Here is a 16,843-nt window from a genome sequence, read left to right on the forward strand (position 1 = left end):
CTCGGGCACGAACCGGATGCCGTCACTCCCCCTCGGAATCATCCGAGTCTAATTCGCGCACCCACGTACGCGTGTCATTTATCCGCGCACGCGCTGCCAGTTCAGGCCTTCATCCTGGTCTGCAATCAAAATGTCATCGAGCGTCGCACCGAGCACCGCTGCCAACGCACCGGCCGCCAGCTCACGTGTGTTGTTCTGCCGACTCAGATGCGCGGCCACCACACGCGTCAACTGCGTGTGCGCCACTTGCGACAGGATGCTTGCCGCCACCTCGTTGGCCAGGTGCCCAAAATCTCCGCCGATACGGCGCTTCAACGAATACGGATAGGCCGAATTGCGCAGCATCTCCCGGTCGTGATTGCACTCGAGCACTAGCGCGTGGACACCGGCCAGCCGTGCCGTGACATACGGCGTCTCCATACCGGCATCCGTCAGGACGCCAAGCACAGCGTCGCCATCCGACAGCACGAACTGCAGCGGCTCGCGTGCATCGTGGGGCACGGTGTATGGCCGGATCTGCAGCCCGCCGATCTCGAAGGCATGGTCGGCGCAACACACCCGCACATCGGCCGCATCGGCACCACGCATATGCGACGTCGCCAGCCACGTACCATGACTGGTGTGAACAGGAAGCTTGTGACGTGCGGCGAACGCGTAGGCGGAGCCAACATGGTCGCCATGCTCATGCGTGACGAGCACGGCGTCGAGCTGCTCGGGCGTGACACCGAGGCGCTCTAGCCGCCGTGCGGTTTCGCGAATTCCGAAGCCGCAATCGAGCAATACGCGGGTGACGGCAGTGCCGTCGGCAGCTTCGATCAGCAACGAATTGCCCTCGCTGCCGCTGCCCAAAAAAGCAAAGCGCATCATTGATGCGCTCGCTGGGTGTGGCCCCCGACGGCCTGCGCCGTCGGGACCCTCTGACTGCGACGGAAAAGCATCAGTGGAGTTGCTCGTCCAGCAGGGAAAGGATGCGCTTGCCGATCTCGGAGTTGTCCGGCTGGCCGGCATCATTCTGCACGGTTACCGTGGTGCCCGTGCCGTTGCCCTTCAGCGCCACGCGATACTTCTTCGCGGTCTTGCCGTCGTTGGGCTTGGTGAACAGCTTCGAGAAGAAACCGCGGTCGTCCACGTTGGCACGCGGATCAACGTAGCGGACGTAGTACAGGCCCTGGGCCCGGTCGCGGTCTTCCACCGTGAAGTTGACGCGATCGAGCGACAGCCCGACCGAACGCCACGCGCGGTCGAACGGTTCCGGCAGTTGCAGCGCCGGCGCGCCGTTGACTTGGGCCAGGAACGACTTGCTGCTGTCGGTCGACGATGCCGCACCGGTCGCGGCGGCGGCGCCGATGCCCGTGGGAGCATTGCCCGCCGGCGCGTCGGCAGCGGCGACGCCTGCCGGCGCCGGGTTCTTGGCCATCTTGTCGGCCTGATCCTTCTGCACGCCAAGGCGCTGCGCCAGGCGCGACAGGAATTCGGCTTCGAGTTCGGGATCGGCCGGACGCGGCGTCCAGACCGTGTTGGACTTGTCGATGCCCGTCAGTTGTTCCTGCGCGCCACGGTGGCTGATGAACACCTCCAACTGGCCGTTCTGCGAACGTTCCACACGGGTACGGAACTTGTCACGTTCGGACGTCGAGTACAGGCCATCGAACACCTTGCCGATCGTATTGCGGATGATGTCCTGCGGAATCTTGGCGCGGTTTTCCGCCCAGTCCGTTTCCATGATGCCGGTCTCGGGCGAGTCCTGCACCAGCAGGAAACCGGACTCCTGCCAGAAACCGCGCAGCGACTGCCACAGCTGGTCGGCACGCATGCCGTTGCCGATGACGAGCCAGCGCTGATTGCCATCGCGCTCCATGCGAATGCCCTGCGAAGAGGGCAGGACGTTTTCGGAGGGGCTGGCCTCGCGCGTCTTGTTGGCCTGGCTGTAATTCGACAGCGTGGACGTGCCGGCGGCATCGGGCACCGTGTAACGGCGGTCGCCTTCCAGCTTGGTCAGGTCCGGCGGAATATCCAGCGAAGCAGTCTTCTTGCCCTGGGACTTGTAGTCGATCTTGTCCGGCTGCATGGCCTCGTTGATGCTGCCGCAGCCGGCGATCAGGGTCATGGCCAGCACGGGCGTGACCACGGCGGCACGGCGAACTTGGGTCGCGCCGCGACGGTTAAGCTTCTGTTTCATTGACACGTAATCCTGGTTTCAAGAAGTCGGCGAGTTGCCGCGGTTCAGCCGGAAAGGTTGGAGATCAGGCAAGCAGGCCGGCGGCGGCAAGCGCGCGGCGCACGGTGTCGTATTGCGACTCCGCCAGCGGGGTCAGCGGCAGGCGGATACCGCCTTCCATCTTGCCCATCTGTTGCAGCGCCCACTTCACCGGGATCGGGTTCGCCTCGACAAACATGGCGCGGTTCAGGTCGATCAGCTCCATGTGCAGACGCCGGGCCGTGACCACGTCGCCCTTGAGCGCGGCGACGCACATCTCGTGCATCTTGCGCGGAGCCACATTCGCGGTGACCGAGATATTGCCTTGGCCGCCCAGCAGGATCAGCGCAACCGCGGTGGGGTCGTCGCCGCTGTAGATGGCAAAGCCTTCCGGCGCGCCCTTGATCAGTTGCGCAGCCCGGTCGATATTGCCGGTGGCTTCCTTGACACCGACGATGCCCGGCACTTGCGCCAGACGCAGTATGGTGTCGTTGTTCATGTCCGCGACCGTGCGGCCGGGGACGTTATACAGCAGCACGGGCAGGTCCACAGCTTCCGCGATGGTGCGGAAATGGCGGTACATCCCTTCCTGGGTCGGCTTGTTATAGTACGGAACGACCTGCAGCGACGCATCGGCGCCCACCTTCTTGGCGAAGGCGGTTAATTCGATCGCCTCGCGGGTGGAATTGCCGCCGGTGCCGGCGATGATCGGGATCCGCTTGGCGGATTGCTCGACAGCCACGCGGATCAGCTCGCAATGCTCATCCACGTTGACGGTCGGCGATTCGCCGGTGGTCCCGACGATCACGATGCCATCGGTGCCTTCCGCCGCGTGCCAGTCGATGAGGGCGCGCAGGGCCGGATAATCCAGGCTGCCATCCTCATGCATCGGGGTGACGATGGCCACGATGCTGCCGGTAATCTGTGTCATAGCTCAGGGAACTCGGAAAATCGAATAAACGGGATTGTACCGGAACCGTCAGCCGCTCCGGACACCCCCGGGATGAGGGAAAACGTCTAATTTATCAACGTGTGAAGCGCCCTCCCCGCTGACGGCCATCGGCGCCGCCGGGTGGGCATGGCACCTACCCCAGGCCGGGTAGCCGGTAACGTGGCGGGGCGGTCTCGCTGGCGGGGCCGGTTTCCTCGCGCACGGCGCACATCCGCTGGACGAACGCCGTTTTCGGCACTTCCAGCGTGCCGTCCTCGTAACCCACTACCCGCAGCGCACCGTGCGCCACGTCGAGCAACTCGCCCGGGCGGAGCAGAAAATCCGGCCGGGACGGCTTGCCGACGGTTTCGTTACCAAATGAAAAAGTCTCGTACAGCAGCACACCGCCGGGCGCCAGCGCCTCGAGCAAGTGCGGCCAGAGGGGCCGGTGCAAATAATTGGTCACCACGATGGCATCGAACCGGGCGACGCCGGCCAACGGCCAGGCACCCTGCTCGAGGTCCTCCACCCGGCCTTCAATCCCCGCTGGCAGCCCTCGCACGGCCTCCGCATCACGGTCGACGGCCAGTACCTGGAACCCCTGCCCGGCCAGCCAGACGGCATGGCGACCGCTGCCGCACGCGAGGTCGAGCACGCGTCCACCCGGACGGATCAGATGGGCCCAGCGGGTAATCCAGGTCGATGGCGCGGCCAGTGGCGGATGGGTCAGGGTCATGCGGAAAGTGAAATCAGGGCGTCTAGCCACACGCGGCGGGCGGGGTCACTGCAGCACCAGCAGGATGGGCCGCAACATCAGTTCGACGATGGCGTACAGGCCGTTGACAACCGGACGCATCCAGACCTTGGTAATCACGCCGGCAGCCACCAGCGCCAGCACGACGAAAATGCCGTACGGCTCGATCCGGCCAACGGCTGCGGCCACCCGTTGAGGCAGGAAGGCCGTCAGCACCCGTCCACCGTCGAGCGGCGGAATCGGGAACAGGTTGAAGGCGGCCACCACCAGGTTGACCAGCACGCCGGCGCGGGCCATCTCGCCCCAGAACGGCTCCTGCACTCGCGCCCAGGCCAGCCCGATGGCCACCAGTGCCCAGACAAAGGCCTGCACGAGGTTGCTGGCGGGGCCAGCCAGCGCCACCCACATGCCGTGCCAGCGCGGGTTGCGCAGGTGGCTGAACACCACGGGCACCGGCTTGGCAAAGCCGAAGACGAACTGGCCCGCGGTCAGGAAATACAGCAGCAGCGGAACGGCGATGGTGCCGATCGGATCGACGTGGCGCACCGGGTTGAGGCTGACTCGCCCCAGCAGGTAGGCCGTGTTGTCGCCGAAGAACCTGGCCACGTAGCCGTGCGCGGCTTCGTGCAGCGTAATAGCGAACAGGACAGGCAGGGCGTAGACCGCAACGGTCTGGATAAGGGAGGAATCCATGCGGCCTATTCTACCGAGCAACCGCGCCGTCGGGCTGTCCGGTTTGTGTCAAAGCGTGGCCTCCAGCCCAAAACGTTCCACATCGCCACGGCCGGCGCGTACCAGCTCCGGCTCCCCGCTGGTCAGGTCGATCACGGTCGTCGGCTGCGCCGGGGCCGGACCGCCACACACCACGAGGTCGAGCTGCTTCTCCAGCCGTGCGCGGATCTCCGCCGGGTCGTTCATCGGCGCTTCGTCGCCTGGCATCTGCAGTGTGGCGGAAATCAGCGGCTGGCCCAGCTCCGCCAGCAGCGCCAGCGGAATGGCGTGGTCAGGCACCCGCACACCGATGGTCTTGCGTGCCGGGTGCGACAGACGCCGCGGCACTTCCTTGGTCGCTTCCAGGATGAAGACGTACGGCCCCGGCGTGGCGCCCTTGATCCATCGGTACTGGCGGTTGTCCACGCGCGCGAAGTTGCCGAGCTCGGACAGGTCGCTGCACATCAGGGTGAGGTGATGCCGGTCGTCGATGCCGCGCAGCCGGCGCAGGCGTTCCACGGCGGTTTTATCGTCCAGCGGGCAGGCCAGCGCGTAGCTTGAATCGGTGGGCAGCGCGATCAGACCGCCCTGGCGGACGATCTGCGAGGCCTGCTTGATGAGCCGTGCCTGCGGATTTTCGGGATGGATCTCGAAGTACTGGGACATGAGGCGCGGATATCGTAAAGGGAAAGCCCGGACTTACCAGTCGTGCCAGACCGGCGTCACGTCCGACGGCAGCGGCGGCAGCGTGCCGATTTCCACCCGGCCTTCGCCGGGACCATGGAAATCCGACCCGCGCGATGCCAGCAGGCCATAGTGCCGGGCCACATCGGCATAGCGGCGGAACTGGTCGGGCGTGTGGCTGCCGGTGACGACTTCCACGGCACCACCGCCCAGTTGCGTGAACTCGTCGAACAGCGCGTCGTGCTGGGTCGCCGTGTAGTTGTAGCGGCCCGGGTGCGCCATCACGGCGATGCCGCCCGCGGCACGGATCCAGCCGACCGCCTCGGAGAGTCTCGACCACCGGTGCGGCACGAATCCCGGACGCCCCTCGGACAGGTATTCGCTGAACACATCGCCGATGGTGGCGCAACGGCCCTCGTCGACGAGCCAGCGGGCGAAGTGCGTGCGGGAAATCAGGTCGGGATTGCCAACGTAGCGCAACGCGCCCTCATAGGCACCCTCGATGCCGACGCGCGCCAGCGCCTCGCCGATGTCCTGCGCGCGGCGGGCACGCCCATCGCGCGTCCTGGCCAGGCCATCGACCAGTTCCGGATGGAACGGATCGATCTGCAGGCCGACGATATGCACCGTCTGCCCGGCCCACGTCACCGAGATTTCCACGCCGGGCACGTAGCGCATGCCCATCGCCTCGGCGGCGGCGCGGGCTTCCGCCTGCCCGCCCACTTCATCGTGGTCCGTCAACGCCCAGAACGCCACACCGCCCGCATGTGCCCGGGCCGCGACGTCGCGCGGCGACAGCAGCCCGTCGGATACGGTGGAGTGGCAGTGCAGATCGGCGTTGATGGCGTGAGGGTTTTTCATGGCCCTTATTCTACTCCCGACGGTCAGCCCGCGGGGCCGCGGGAGTGAAGAGAAAGCGGTCCTCGCCGGGCCGGGAGATAGCCCTGCCAGCAACGCTGGCGCGCCCGGATTGCGCCGCCCTGCAAGGTATGATGGGGTCTTGTTCCGCTCCCCCCTTGCGGTGCGCCGCCGCGCCGCACCCTGCCGCCATGTCGACCACGCCCGCCACCGCCACCCATCCCGAAACCATCCAGACCGATGTGCTGATCGTCGGTGCCGGGCCGGTTGGCCTGTTTGCCGCATTCCAGGCAGGCGTGTTGGGGCTGAAGTGCGAACTGATCGACGTGCTCGATCGCGCCGGCGGCCAATGCACCGAGCTGTATCCCGAAAAGCCGATCTACGATATTCCCGCCGTGCCGGGCTGCCTGGCGCAGGACCTGGTGGACCGCCTGCTCGAGCAGTGCGCCCCGTTTGCGTTCCCGATGCACTTCAGCCAGCGCGCCGACGGTCTCGGCGAGACTGCAAACGCCGACGGCCATCCCCGCATGCTCGTCACCACGGATGCCGGCAAGCGCTTCGATGTCGCCGCCGTGCTGATCTGCGCGGGCGCCGGCGCGTTCGCGCCGCAACGCGTGGCGCTGCCCGAGGCCGCCGCGCTGGAACACCGCCACCTGCACTATGCGGTGCGCGATGTCTCGCGTTTTGCCGGCAAACGCGTGATCGTGGCCGGCGGCGGCGACTCCGCGCTGGACTGGGCGCTGGCGCTGCGCAAGGTGGCCGCGCGCGTCACGCTGCTGCATCGGCGCGACGGGTTTCGCGCGGCAGATCACTCGGTGGCGTCGATGCGCGCTGCAGTGGAAGCCGGCGAGATGGATTTTGTGATTGGCATGCTGGGTAGCCTGCAGACCGACGACAGCGGCGCGCTGACCGGGGCCGGCATCAAGACCCGTGACGGCGAGCAGACGCTGCCGGCGGACGAACTCATCGCGCTGTACGGCCTGGTGTCCGAACCGGGACCGATTGCGCAATGGGACATGGACATGCGCGCCGGCCGCATCCTGGTGGACACCACCACCTACGAAAGCTCGCGCCGTGGCATCTTTGCCGCCGGCGACATCGCGTTCTATCCGAACAAGCAGAAGCTGATCCTCTCCGGCTTCCACGAGGCCGCGCTGGCCCTGCGCAAGGCCTACCACTACGCGTTTCCGGAAAAAGCGCTGGTGCATGTGCACACGAGCAACAACGCCGCGCTCAAGGAAAAGCTGACGCACGCGTAGCGTAGTAGTCGTCGCGCGGATATTCAAGACGCCTCCGATCCACGCTCGGAGGCACCGTCTCAGGCCAGGAAGTCCTCGATCAGCCGTGCCACGACCTGCGGCTGGTCGTGATGGAGCATGTGACCCGCATCGTCGACGATCACCTCGCGGAAGTCCCGGAACGCGCGGAAGCGCTCCTTGAACTCCTCCACGCTCTGCTTGTGGGCGATGTGCTTCAGGGTCGCCGAATCACGCGCCTCCACATGCAACACGGGCGCGCTCACCTTTGCCCAGATCTCCATGATTTCGTCGATCCGGTAGAGCATCGGGTTGATCAGCTTGTGCGCCGCATCGCCCAGGATCTCCCACTGCCCCTGCGCATTCCGCCGCGACCAGTGCGCGGCCAGGAAGGCGGCGCGGTCGTCGGGCAGGCGCGGGTTGGTCTTCTGCAGCCGCGCGGCCACGGCGGCCTCGCTGTCATAGGTGCGCAAGGCGGGCTGTGCGCGCAGCTCGTCCAGCCAACGCACCATCCGTCCCGGCGCCTGATCTGGCCGCGTGCGGGTCATGCCGAAGCCTTCCAGATCGACCACGCGCCGCACCCGCTCGGGGCGCACGCCGGCGTAGACGCAGACCACGTTGGCACCCATGCTGTGGCCCACCAGGTCCACCTGCCCCTCGGGCTGGTAGTGGTCGAGCAGCGCCTCGAGGTCGGCCACGTAGTCGGGGAACCAGTAGGACCCGGTCCCCGGATAGCGCGTCGGGTAGTCAGTCTCGCCAAAACCGCGCCAGTCCATCGCAATCACATGCCAGTCCCGCTCGCACGCATCGACGAGGAACTGGAACGATGCCGCCACGTCCATCCAGCCATGCAGCATGAACAACTTCGGGGCGCCGGGCGTGCCCCAGTGACGGACATGCGTGCGCAGTCCACGCAGCGTGATAAATTCCGAACGCGAGGTTTCCGCGATGGTCATGGTCTTTCCCCCTTTGCTCAGGTCTTCTGGCACGCGCATGGGCACCGGGTCAATGGCCGCGCGGCAGCCTGGAGATAAAAATAGAACGATCGTTCGCTTGCTGGGCATTATAGCCACGTGGCAGGCAGGACGATGCAAAACATCGGAGACAACTGGATGACCGCCTTGCCGGCAACCCGGCGCGACGACTATCGCGCGCTGCATGATTCGTTCCGCTGGAACGTGCCCGAATGGTTCAACCTGGCCGAGGTGTGCTGCGGCCGCTGGGCGCGCGACCCGGCGACCATGGACCGCATCGCGGTCTATACGGAGCATGAGGACGGCCGCCGCGCGTCCTACTCCTACGCGCATATCCAGGCCGAGGCCAACCGTCTGTCACGCGCCTTGCGCGAACTTGGCGTGCAGCGCGGGGATCGCGTGGCCATCGTCATGCCACAGCGCATCGAAACCGTGATCGCCGGCATGGCGGTCTACCAGCTCGGCGCCGTGGCGATGCCGCTGTCGATGCTGTTCGGGCCGGAAGCGCTGTCCTACCGCATCGACCACAGCGAAACACGCGTGGCGATTGCCGATGAAACGTCGATCGACAACCTGCTGGCCGCCCGTCCCGACTGCCCGACGCTGCAGACGATCATCGGCGCCGGGGAAGCCACGGGCCGCGCCGACCTGGACTTCGACGCCCTGCTGGCCGCCCAGTTGCCCACCTTCACGGCCGAACAGACCAAGGCCGACGAGGGCGCGGTGCTGATCTACACCAGCGGCACCACTGGCCCACCCAAGGGTGCGCTGATTCCGCACCGCGCGTTGATCGGCAACCTGACCGGCTTCGTGTGTTCGCAGAACTGGTATCCGCAGGATCGCGACGTGTTCTGGAGCCCGGCGGACTGGGCGTGGACCGGCGGCCTGTGGGACGCACTGATGCCGGCGCTGTATTTCGGCAAACCCATCCTCGGCTACCAGGGCCGCTTTTCCGCCGAGCGCGCGTTCGAGTTGCTGGAGCGCTACGAGATCACCAACACGTTCCTGTTCCCGACCGCGCTCAAGCAGATGATGAAGGCGTGCCCGGATCCCGCCGGACGCTACGACCTCAGGCTGCGCGCGATCATGAGCGCGGGCGAAGCCGTTGGCGAAACCGTGTTCAGCTGGTGCCGCGATGCGCTGGGCGTGATCGTCAACGAGATGTTTGGCCAGACTGAGATCAACTACATCGTCGGCAACTGCACCGCACAGTACGACGACAGCCGGCTTGGATGGCCTGCGCGACCGGGATCGATGGGGCGCCCCTACCCCGGTCACCGCGTGGCCGTGATCGACGACGAGGGCAGGCAGTGCCCGCCGGGCGAGGACGGTGAGGTGGCGGTCTGCGCCACCGACATCCACGGCCATCCGGATCCGGTGTTCTTCCTTGGCTACTGGAAGAACGACGCGGCGACCGCAGGCAAGTACACGGAATCCGACGGGCTGCGCTGGTGCCGCACCGGCGACCTGGCGCGCATGGATGCGGACGGCTACCTGTGGTACCAGGGTCGCGCCGATGACGTGTTCAAGTCGTCCGGCTACCGGATCGGGCCGAGCGAGATCGAGAACTGCCTGCTCAAGCATCCGGCGGTATCCAACTGCGCCGTGGTGCCATCGCCGGACCCCGAGCGGGGCGCCATCGTCAAGGCATTCATCGTGCTGACAGCGTCGGTGACGCGGTCGAACGACCGCGACGCCGCGCTGGTGGCCGAACTGCAGCAGCACGTGCGCGGGCAGCTGGCACCGTATGAGTATCCGAAGGCGATCGAATTCATCGACCAGTTGCCGATGACGACGACCGGCAAGATCCAGCGGCGGGTGTTGCGGCTGATGGAACAGGAAAAGGCCGGCAGCAAGGCCTGATGCCCGGGACTGGCCCTGGGCAGCTCGAGCCAGCGTAACGCGGCTCAAGGTGGCTTATGGTGGATCTGCGGCTCAGCCCGCCGACGCCTCCAGCCAGGCCAGTTCCTCCTCGTCGAATCCCGCCGCACGGCGGGCGTCGAGATTGAACGGGCCGCGCAGCTTCGGCGCGCGGTATTGCTCGGCCAGCGCGGCATAGGTGGCCACCGGGTCCAGCCCACGCTGCGCGCACAGCCAGCGGTACCAGTGGTTGCCGATGGCCACGTGGCCCACCTCGTCGCGCAGGATGATGTCGATGATCGCGGCGGCGGCCTCGTCGCCCGCCTCGGCCAGCTTCGCCCGGACCGGCGGCGAGGCGTCGAGCCCACGCGCCTCCAGGGTACGCGGCACCAGCGCCATGCGCGCCAGTACGTCGCCAGCGGTCTTGTCGGCCATTTCCCAGAGGCTGTTGTGGGCCGGAAAATCGCCGTAGGCGGCACCCAGCGTACCCAGATGGTCGGCCAGCAGCGTGAAATGCAGCGCTTCCTCGTCGGCCACGCGCAACCAGTCGCGGTAGAACCCCGGCGGCATGCCGGCGAAGCGCCAGACGGCATCGAGCGCGAGGTTGATCGCGTTGAATTCGATATGGCAAAGCGCGTGAATCATCGCCGCGCGGCCGGCATCGGTACGCAGCGACCGGCGCCGCTCCACCTTCTGCGGCGGCACCAGCTCCGGGTGCGCGGGCCGGCCCGGCAGGGGCAACGCCGGATCGGCAGCCAGGATCGCCGCGGTATCCGCCCCGCCATCCCCCTTGCCATCCCCGTCCGCCAGCACTGCCGCGTACAGGGCCCGCGCGGCGGTCGCCTTGGCCCTGGCATCGGTCATGCACAGGACGTCGAGCGCGCCTTGACGCGTCAAGCGTGGCAAGTGCGGCAAACGTGGCGAATCGTGTGAATCTGCGGCGGGTACGATGGCTGGCATAGGCGTAAAATCTCGGCTGCCGCCATTGTAGAGCCTGGCCGGGCCCGCTCCCGGCGCATCACACGTGCTCTTTTATTCGCGACGGCCACCCCCAATTACCCAAAATTGCTTCAGGCAGGAGACCTCATGGCGCTTTACCAGCTCGGCGACATCGCCCCGACCATCCACCACGACGCCTATGTGGCGGCGGAAGCCACCGTCATCGGCAACGTGACGCTCAAGGCGCGCGCCAGCGCGTGGCCCGGCGTGGTGATCCGTGGCGATAACGAACCGATCGTGGTGGGCGAGGACACCAACATCCAGGAAGGCTCCGTGCTGCATACCGACCCGGGCCGCCCGCTGACGCTGGGCGACAAGGTGTCGGTTGGCCACCAGGCCATGCTGCACGGCTGCACGGTGGGCGAAGGCTCGCTGATCGGCATCCAGGCCGTGGTGCTGAACGGCGCCGTGATCGGCAAGGAATGCCTGGTGGGCGCCGGCGCCGTGGTGACCGAAAACAAGGTGTTCCCGGATCGTTCGCTGATCCTCGGCGCACCGGCCAAGGTGGTGCGCGAGCTGACCGATGCCGACGTGGCCAACCTGTACCGCAACGCGGAAACGTATGCGAAACGGCAGGCCATGTACAAGACCGAACTGAAGCGTATTGACTGATGAAAGACCGGCTGGCTGGCGCGTTTGCCCGCCAGCCCAACCGACTGACCGACTGATTACGACCGTGACCGCATCCTCCAATCCCGACCTTCTCCAGAAATTCCTGTTCGACGCGGCACCTGTGCGCGGCGAGCTGGTCCGCATGGAGGCCACCTGGCAAGAGGTGCTGAACCGCCACGCCTACCCGGCACCGGTGCGGCGCCTGCTGGGCGAGATGATGGCGGCCGCGGCGCTGCTTTCGGCCAACCTCAAGTTCAATGGCGCGCTGGTGATGCAACTGCATGGCGATGGCCCGGTGAGAATGCTGGTCGTCGAGTGCCTGTCCGACCTCTCGATGCGCGCCACGGCCAAGATTGCCGAAGGCGCGGACATCGCCGATGACGCCACGCTCACGCAGCTGGTCAACGTCCACGGCCACGGCCGCTTTGCCATCACGCTGGATCCGCAGGACAAGCTGCCGGGCCAGCAGGCGTACCAGGGCATCGTGCCGCTGTCGGACGAACACGGCCCGCTGGCGACGATGGGGGCCGTGCTGGAGCATTACATGCAGGCGTCCGAACAGCTCGACACGCGCCTGTGGCTGGCCTCGAACGACCAGGTCGCGGCGGGCATGCTGCTGCAGAAGCTGCCGTCGTATGGCGGCACGATGGAGGGCCAGGGCAACCAGCCGGCACAGGTCGGCGAGACCGGCGCGCCGCTGGGCGACGAAGGCCGTGCGCAGGACCTGGACACCTGGGACCGCGCGTGCCAGCTCGGCGCCACGCTGAAGGACGAGGAACTGCTTGCCGAATCGCCGGACACGCTGCTGCGCCGCCTGTTCTGGGAAGATCTGCAAGCTACGGGCCTGCGCGTGTTCGATCCGCTCACGCCGCATTTCCAATGCTCGTGCTCGCGCGCCAAGGTGGCGGGCATGCTGCAGTCGCTGGGGCAGGCCGAGGTGGAAAGCATCATCGCCGAGCGCGGCCATGTGGAAATCCATTGCGACTTCTGCGGCCAGCGCTACGAGTTCGATCCGGTCGATAGTGCGCAACTGTTCACCGCGCCCGTGGCCACCGGCGCGGGCGACGGGGCCCATCAGCACCACTGAGCACGGTGCGGAACCGAGCGCGTGGCGGGACGGGTCCAATGGCATGGTTTCATGGCACCGGATTTCATCGGAGGCTGATATGTGCACGCCCACGCGCTCTTCCCCCCCTCCCCGCTCTTCCCGACTTTCTCCACGCCTGCGCGGTACCGCACTGGCCGGCGTCGCGGCACTGGCCGGCGCCCTGATGGCGGGCTGCGCGGCGGACCTGCCGCGCGACTTCAACGGATCGCCGATGACCGCCCGGCTGGCGCCCAACGCCATCCCGCCAGCGCCGATCACGCCCGAAGATGGGCAGAAGCTCGCCGAGCTGAACCAGCAGGTGCTGCGTGAGCAGGAATCGGCAATTGCCCAGCAGCAACAGGCAGAAGCCTGGGCGCGGGCGGCCTACGCCTACCCGAATACGAGCTGGAGTCTGTTCTACGGAGGATGGGGCGGAGGCCGCTGGGGGGGCAGCGTCAGCGTGGGAAGCCCCGGATACTGGGGCTGGGGCGGCTATCCGTACTGGTGGTAACCGGACCGGTAGCGCCTCTTAGAGGCCGTTTCAAAAAGATCCTGGCGTCGTTGCGCGGCCTTGCCGTACTACTTGTACTGTCTGCGGCCGCGCGTCTAGCCAGGACCGCTTCGCTTCGTTTTGAAACAGCCTCTTAGTGGCCGCCCTTGCCGGCTACCGAATTGGCTGGGGGCGGTAGCGGTGGCGTGGCGCTGACCTTCGGGGCCGGGGCCACAAACTGCACGAACACCTCGCCTTCCTTCACCATGCCCAGCTCATAGCGGGCACGTTCCTCGATGGCGCCGGTGCCATCCTGAAGATCCTTCACTTCCCCTTCAAGCTTGGCATTGCGCAGCTTGAGCGCCTGATTGTGCGTGGTTTGGTCCTGCACCTGGCGGTTGAGATCCCAGACGCGCAACCAGCCGCCTTTTCCCAGCCAGAGCGGGTACTGAATGGCGAGCAGCAGCACGAACAACAGCAGGGAAATCAGGCGCATCGGGGCAAGGGGGCGCTAGGAAGCAAAGGCCAAGCGGGGCCGGAAATATCCGATTGGCAGCGGTCCGGCGGACAACCGGGACCAATGATCTCCCATGCGGCCGAAGATTGCAAAACAAAAGACAATACAAAACGCAACTCGGCGCGCGCGGACGCTCGACCGTGGCGACCGCGCCATAGAAAAAGGCGCCGCCCGGAATGCCGGTGCGGCGCCTTTTTCAGCCTTCCCTGATGCTGGACTTAGCGCAGGTTGTAGAACGCGCTCTTGCCCGGGTACGTGGCGATGTCGCCCAGATCTTCCTCGATGCGCAGCAGCTGGTTGTACTTCGAGATACGGTCCGAACGCGACAGCGAACCGGTCTTGATCTGGCCAGCGTTGGTGCCCACAGCGATGTCGGCGATCGTGCTGTCCTCGGTCTCGCCCGAACGGTGCGAGATCACAGCCGTGTAACCGGCGCGCTTGGCCATTTCGATGGCGGCGAACGTCTCCGTCAGCGTGCCGATCTGGTTGATCTTGATGAGGATCGAATTGCCGATGCCGCGCTCGATGCCTTCCTTCAGGATCTTGGTGTTGGTCACGAACAGGTCGTCACCCACCAGCTGCACGCGGGTACCCAGCTTCTCAGTCAGCGTCTTCCAGCCGTCCCAGTCGCCTTCGGCCATGCCGTCCTCGATCGACACGATCGGGAACTTGTCGCACAGGTTGGCCAGGTAGTCGGCAAACTGCGTCGACGACAGCTTCAGGCCTTCACCCTCCAGCTGGTAGACGTCCTCGGCCTCGTGGTAGAACTCGCTCGCGGCGCAGTCCAGCGCCAGCAGCACGTCTTCGCCGGCCTTGTAGCCAGCCTTCTCGATGGCCTGCACCACGGTGTTCAGGCATTCCTCGTTCGACGAGAAATTCGGCGCGAAGCCGCCTTCGTCGCCCACGGCGGTGGACATGCCCTTGTCGGCCAGGATCTTCTTCAGTGCGTGGAACACTTCCGCGCCGCAACGCAGGGCTTCACGGAAGCTCGTCTGCGACACCGGCATGATCATGAATTCCTGGATGTCCAGGCTGTTGTTGGCGTGCGCGCCACCGTTGACGATGTTCATCATCGGCACCGGCATCTGCATGGCGCCCGAACCGCCGAAGTAGCGGTACAGCGGCAGGCCGGCTTCCTCGGCAGCGGCCTTGGCCACGGCCATCGACACGGCCAGCATGGCGTTGGCGCCCAGACGGCCCTTGTTCTCGGTGCCATCCAGGTCGATCAGGGTGCGGTCCAGGAAGGCCTGCTCGGAGGCGTCCAGGCCCATGATCGCCTCGGAGATCTCGGTGTTGATGTGCTCGACGGCCTTCAGCACGCCCTTGCCCAGGTAGCGCGACTTGTCGCCGTCACGCAATTCGATGGCTTCGCGCGAGCCCGTCGATGCACCCGACGGCACGGCGGCGCGGCCCATCACGCCGGATTCCAGCAGCACGTCGCATTCGACGGTGGGATTGCCGCGCGAGTCGAGAACTTCGCGACCGATGATATCTACGATTGCACTCATATTTCCTCTCTGGACTGTTGAATCTTGCTGCTTTGCGGCCATTACATCAGAAGCGGGGCGCGCCGGTCGCACCCCAAGGGGCCTGGCGATGATGTCAGGCGCCCTCGACGACGATCATGTTCATCTTCGCGGCGTGCTCGCGCGACTTGCGCGCGGCCAGGTATTCCTCGCTGTCGTAGAAGGCCTTGGCGGCCGCGTAGCTCTCGAACTTCAGCAACACGACGCGCGTGGGCGCCCAATCGCCCTCGAGCCGCTCGGTCTTGCCGCCACGCACCAGCACCTCTGCGCCGTTGGCCTGCATGGCCCGCGTGGAAAGCACCTTGTACTGCTCGTACTGCTGGGGATCTGTCACATCGACGTACGCGATGATATAGCCGGCGGCCATGCGTTATCTCCGAATCTTTTGTATTGTCTTTCGATACGGTACGTCATCACTTGAAGCATCGCCAGAAACGGTGCCAGAAGCGGGTACCGGAAGCGACACCGCCCGCGGGTGACGCGGGCGGCGGGTGCCACGACAGGCTCAGGCGCAGGCCGGCCAGCCGAAATTATCTTCCAGGAAGCCGGCGCGCTTGACCAGGGTATCCAGGTCCTTCAGCACGCTCAGCAGTTCCTTCATGCGCGACAGCGGCACGGCGTTGGGGCCATCCGACATCGCCTTGCTCGGGTCCGGGTGCGTCTCCATGAAGAGACCCGACACGCCGGTAGCCACCGCGGCACGCGACAGCACCGGCACAAACTCGCGCTGGCCGCCCGAACTGGTGCCCTGCCCGCCGGGCAGCTGCACCGAGTGGGTGGCATCAAACACGACCGGCGCGCCGGTTTCGCGCATGATCGCCAGCGATCGCATGTCGGACACGAGGTTGTTGTACCCGAAGGAGACACCACGCTCGCAGGCCATGAACACGTCGTCTGGCAGACCGGCCTCGCGAGCCGCGTCGCGCGCCTTGTCGATCACGTTCTTCATGTCGTGCGGCGCCAGGAACTGGCCCTTCTTGATGTTCACCGGCCGGCCGCTCTGGGCGCAGGCACGGATGAAATCCGTCTGGCGGCACAGGAACGCCGGCGTCTGCAGCACGTCCACCACGGCGGCGACGGGCTTGATCTCGTCGATCTCGTGGATGTCGGTCAGCACCGGCACGCCGATTTCGCGCTTCACGGTCGCCAGGATCTCGAGGCCGCGCTCCATGCCGAGGCCGCGGAACGACTTGCCCGACGACCGGTTGGCCTTGTCGAACGACGACTTGTAGATGAACGGGATGCCCAGTTCGGCCGTGATCGCCTTCAGCTCTCCGGCCGTGTCCAGCGCCATCTGCTCGGACTCGATCACGCACGGACCGGCAATCAGGAAGAACGGCTTGTCGAGGCCGACGTCGAATCCACACAGTTTCATGGCTGACTCCTT

The 16,843-nt window shown here is 66.1% G+C and carries 18 protein-coding genes; 5 read left to right on the plus strand and 13 right to left on the minus strand.

All coding sequences use genetic code 11. From position 1 onward, the window contains the following. Positions 1–78 precede the first annotated feature (78 nt). The 7 genes from AC1DOX_RS03990 to AC1DOX_RS04020 form a co-directional block, all read right to left on the minus strand. The gene (locus AC1DOX_RS03990) at positions 79–867 is read right to left on the minus strand and encodes an MBL fold metallo-hydrolase (RefSeq protein WP_441615255.1); all 789 of its coding nucleotides are present in this window, start codon (positions 865–867) and stop codon (positions 79–81) included. Between the two features lie 70 nt (positions 868–937). Then, positions 938–2,179 carry an outer membrane protein assembly factor BamC gene (gene bamC / locus AC1DOX_RS03995; RefSeq protein WP_441615257.1) on the minus strand — a complete coding sequence of 414 codons (1,242 nt, stop codon included), beginning with the start codon at positions 2,177–2,179 and terminating at the stop codon, positions 938–940. Between the two features lie 64 nt (positions 2,180–2,243). After that, positions 2,244–3,128 carry a 4-hydroxy-tetrahydrodipicolinate synthase gene (gene dapA / locus AC1DOX_RS04000; protein WP_092138674.1) on the minus strand — a complete coding sequence of 295 codons (885 nt, stop codon included), beginning with the start codon at positions 3,126–3,128 and terminating at the stop codon, positions 2,244–2,246. Positions 3,129–3,282: 154 nt separating this feature from the next. Further along, positions 3,283–3,864 (minus strand): class I SAM-dependent methyltransferase, encoded by a 582-nt coding sequence (locus AC1DOX_RS04005; protein WP_441615259.1) that lies wholly within the window; start codon positions 3,862–3,864, stop codon positions 3,283–3,285. Positions 3,865–3,909: 45 nt separating this feature from the next. Further along, entirely contained in the window at positions 3,910–4,575 is a 666-nt protein-coding gene (locus AC1DOX_RS04010) for a site-2 protease family protein (protein WP_441615261.1), read from the minus strand. Between the two features lie 48 nt (positions 4,576–4,623). Continuing rightward, positions 4,624–5,259 (minus strand): L-threonylcarbamoyladenylate synthase, encoded by a 636-nt coding sequence (locus AC1DOX_RS04015; RefSeq protein WP_092138677.1) that lies wholly within the window; start codon positions 5,257–5,259, stop codon positions 4,624–4,626. 33 nt (positions 5,260–5,292) lie between these two features. Continuing rightward, the gene (locus tag AC1DOX_RS04020) at positions 5,293–6,138 is read right to left on the minus strand and encodes a 3',5'-nucleoside bisphosphate phosphatase (protein ID WP_441615264.1); all 846 of its coding nucleotides are present in this window, start codon (positions 6,136–6,138) and stop codon (positions 5,293–5,295) included. Between the two features lie 188 nt (positions 6,139–6,326). On the opposite strand from AC1DOX_RS04020, the gene AC1DOX_RS04025 reads away from it, so the two are divergent. Further along, positions 6,327–7,394, plus strand: coding sequence for an NAD(P)/FAD-dependent oxidoreductase (locus AC1DOX_RS04025; RefSeq protein WP_441615266.1), 1,068 nt, complete (start codon positions 6,327–6,329; stop codon positions 7,392–7,394). 59 nt (positions 7,395–7,453) lie between these two features. On the opposite strand, the gene AC1DOX_RS04030 is transcribed toward AC1DOX_RS04025, so the two are convergent. Then, positions 7,454–8,347 carry an alpha/beta fold hydrolase gene (locus AC1DOX_RS04030; protein ID WP_092138680.1) on the minus strand — a complete coding sequence of 298 codons (894 nt, stop codon included), beginning with the start codon at positions 8,345–8,347 and terminating at the stop codon, positions 7,454–7,456. Positions 8,348–8,503: 156 nt separating this feature from the next. On the opposite strand from AC1DOX_RS04030, the gene AC1DOX_RS04035 reads away from it, so the two are divergent. Then, the gene (locus AC1DOX_RS04035; RefSeq protein ID WP_441615268.1) at positions 8,504–10,228 is read left to right on the plus strand and encodes an acetate--CoA ligase; all 1,725 of its coding nucleotides are present in this window, start codon (positions 8,504–8,506) and stop codon (positions 10,226–10,228) included. A 72-nt stretch (positions 10,229–10,300) separates the two neighbouring features. Here AC1DOX_RS04035 and AC1DOX_RS04040 read toward each other — a convergent pair whose 3' ends face one another. Continuing rightward, complete coding sequence (locus AC1DOX_RS04040) at positions 10,301–11,185, minus strand: ferritin-like domain-containing protein (protein ID WP_441615270.1); 885 nt, start codon at positions 11,183–11,185, stop codon at positions 10,301–10,303. Positions 11,186–11,311: 126 nt separating this feature from the next. Between AC1DOX_RS04040 and AC1DOX_RS04045 the strand changes: the two genes are divergently transcribed. From AC1DOX_RS04045 to AC1DOX_RS04055, 3 genes are all read left to right on the plus strand, one after another. Next, positions 11,312–11,836, plus strand: coding sequence for a gamma carbonic anhydrase family protein (locus AC1DOX_RS04045; RefSeq protein ID WP_092138683.1), 525 nt, complete (start codon positions 11,312–11,314; stop codon positions 11,834–11,836). 64 nt (positions 11,837–11,900) lie between these two features. After that, positions 11,901–12,923: an Hsp33 family molecular chaperone HslO gene (hslO, locus tag AC1DOX_RS04050; RefSeq protein WP_441615273.1), complete on the plus strand. Its 1,023-nt coding sequence runs from the start codon at positions 11,901–11,903 to the stop codon at positions 12,921–12,923. A gap of 184 nt (positions 12,924–13,107) precedes the next feature. Further along, the gene (locus tag AC1DOX_RS04055) at positions 13,108–13,434 is read left to right on the plus strand and encodes a hypothetical protein (RefSeq protein ID WP_092138685.1); all 327 of its coding nucleotides are present in this window, start codon (positions 13,108–13,110) and stop codon (positions 13,432–13,434) included. 133 nt (positions 13,435–13,567) lie between these two features. On the opposite strand, the gene ftsB is transcribed toward AC1DOX_RS04055, so the two are convergent. The 4 genes from ftsB to kdsA all read right to left on the minus strand — a co-directional run bounded on the left by ftsB (position 13,568) and on the right by kdsA (position 16,831). Continuing rightward, on the minus strand, positions 13,568–13,909 hold the full coding sequence (gene ftsB / locus AC1DOX_RS04060; RefSeq protein WP_092138686.1) for a cell division protein FtsB: 342 nt from the start codon (positions 13,907–13,909) through the stop codon (positions 13,568–13,570). A 239-nt stretch (positions 13,910–14,148) separates the two neighbouring features. Further along, positions 14,149–15,438, minus strand: a complete 1,290-nt coding sequence (gene eno / locus AC1DOX_RS04065; protein WP_092138687.1) for a phosphopyruvate hydratase — start codon at positions 15,436–15,438, stop codon at positions 14,149–14,151. A 94-nt stretch (positions 15,439–15,532) separates the two neighbouring features. Next, complete coding sequence (locus AC1DOX_RS04070; protein ID WP_441615276.1) at positions 15,533–15,823, minus strand: DUF1330 domain-containing protein; 291 nt, start codon at positions 15,821–15,823, stop codon at positions 15,533–15,535. Positions 15,824–15,961: 138 nt separating this feature from the next. Next, positions 15,962–16,831, minus strand: coding sequence for a 3-deoxy-8-phosphooctulonate synthase (gene kdsA, locus AC1DOX_RS04075; protein ID WP_092138689.1), 870 nt, complete (start codon positions 16,829–16,831; stop codon positions 15,962–15,964). Positions 16,832–16,843: the final 12 nt, after the last annotated feature.

Source organism: Cupriavidus sp. 01L415, from assembly GCF_056400065.1.

What these genes read in the sequence shown, in the direction of transcription:
- AC1DOX_RS04040 (WP_441615270.1), bottom strand. Translation starts at nt 11,185, where the DNA reads ATGCCAGCCATCGTACCCGCCGCAGATTCACACGATTCGCCACGTTTG.
- AC1DOX_RS04020 (WP_441615264.1), bottom strand. Translation starts at nt 6,138, where the DNA reads ATGAAAAACCCTCACGCCATCAACGCCGATCTGCACTGCCACTCCACC.
- bamC (WP_441615257.1), bottom strand. Translation starts at nt 2,179, where the DNA reads ATGAAACAGAAGCTTAACCGTCGCGGCGCGACCCAAGTTCGCCGTGCC.
- AC1DOX_RS03990 (WP_441615255.1), bottom strand. Translation starts at nt 867, where the DNA reads ATGATGCGCTTTGCTTTTTTGGGCAGCGGCAGCGAGGGCAATTCGTTG.
- eno (WP_092138687.1), bottom strand. Translation starts at nt 15,438, where the DNA reads ATGAGTGCAATCGTAGATATCATCGGTCGCGAAGTTCTCGACTCGCGC.
- AC1DOX_RS04045 (WP_092138683.1), top strand. Translation starts at nt 11,312, where the DNA reads ATGGCGCTTTACCAGCTCGGCGACATCGCCCCGACCATCCACCACGAC.
- AC1DOX_RS04070 (WP_441615276.1), bottom strand. Translation starts at nt 15,823, where the DNA reads ATGGCCGCCGGCTATATCATCGCGTACGTCGATGTGACAGATCCCCAG.
- dapA (WP_092138674.1), bottom strand. Translation starts at nt 3,128, where the DNA reads ATGACACAGATTACCGGCAGCATCGTGGCCATCGTCACCCCGATGCAT.
- ftsB (WP_092138686.1), bottom strand. Translation starts at nt 13,909, where the DNA reads ATGCGCCTGATTTCCCTGCTGTTGTTCGTGCTGCTGCTCGCCATTCAG.
- AC1DOX_RS04030 (WP_092138680.1), bottom strand. Translation starts at nt 8,347, where the DNA reads ATGACCATCGCGGAAACCTCGCGTTCGGAATTTATCACGCTGCGTGGA.
- AC1DOX_RS04025 (WP_441615266.1), top strand. Translation starts at nt 6,327, where the DNA reads ATGTCGACCACGCCCGCCACCGCCACCCATCCCGAAACCATCCAGACC.
- AC1DOX_RS04010 (WP_441615261.1), bottom strand. Translation starts at nt 4,575, where the DNA reads ATGGATTCCTCCCTTATCCAGACCGTTGCGGTCTACGCCCTGCCTGTC.
- kdsA (WP_092138689.1), bottom strand. Translation starts at nt 16,831, where the DNA reads ATGAAACTGTGTGGATTCGACGTCGGCCTCGACAAGCCGTTCTTCCTG.
- AC1DOX_RS04035 (WP_441615268.1), top strand. Translation starts at nt 8,504, where the DNA reads ATGACCGCCTTGCCGGCAACCCGGCGCGACGACTATCGCGCGCTGCAT.
- AC1DOX_RS04055 (WP_092138685.1), top strand. Translation starts at nt 13,108, where the DNA reads ATGGCGGGCTGCGCGGCGGACCTGCCGCGCGACTTCAACGGATCGCCG.
- AC1DOX_RS04015 (WP_092138677.1), bottom strand. Translation starts at nt 5,259, where the DNA reads ATGTCCCAGTACTTCGAGATCCATCCCGAAAATCCGCAGGCACGGCTC.
- AC1DOX_RS04005 (WP_441615259.1), bottom strand. Translation starts at nt 3,864, where the DNA reads ATGACCCTGACCCATCCGCCACTGGCCGCGCCATCGACCTGGATTACC.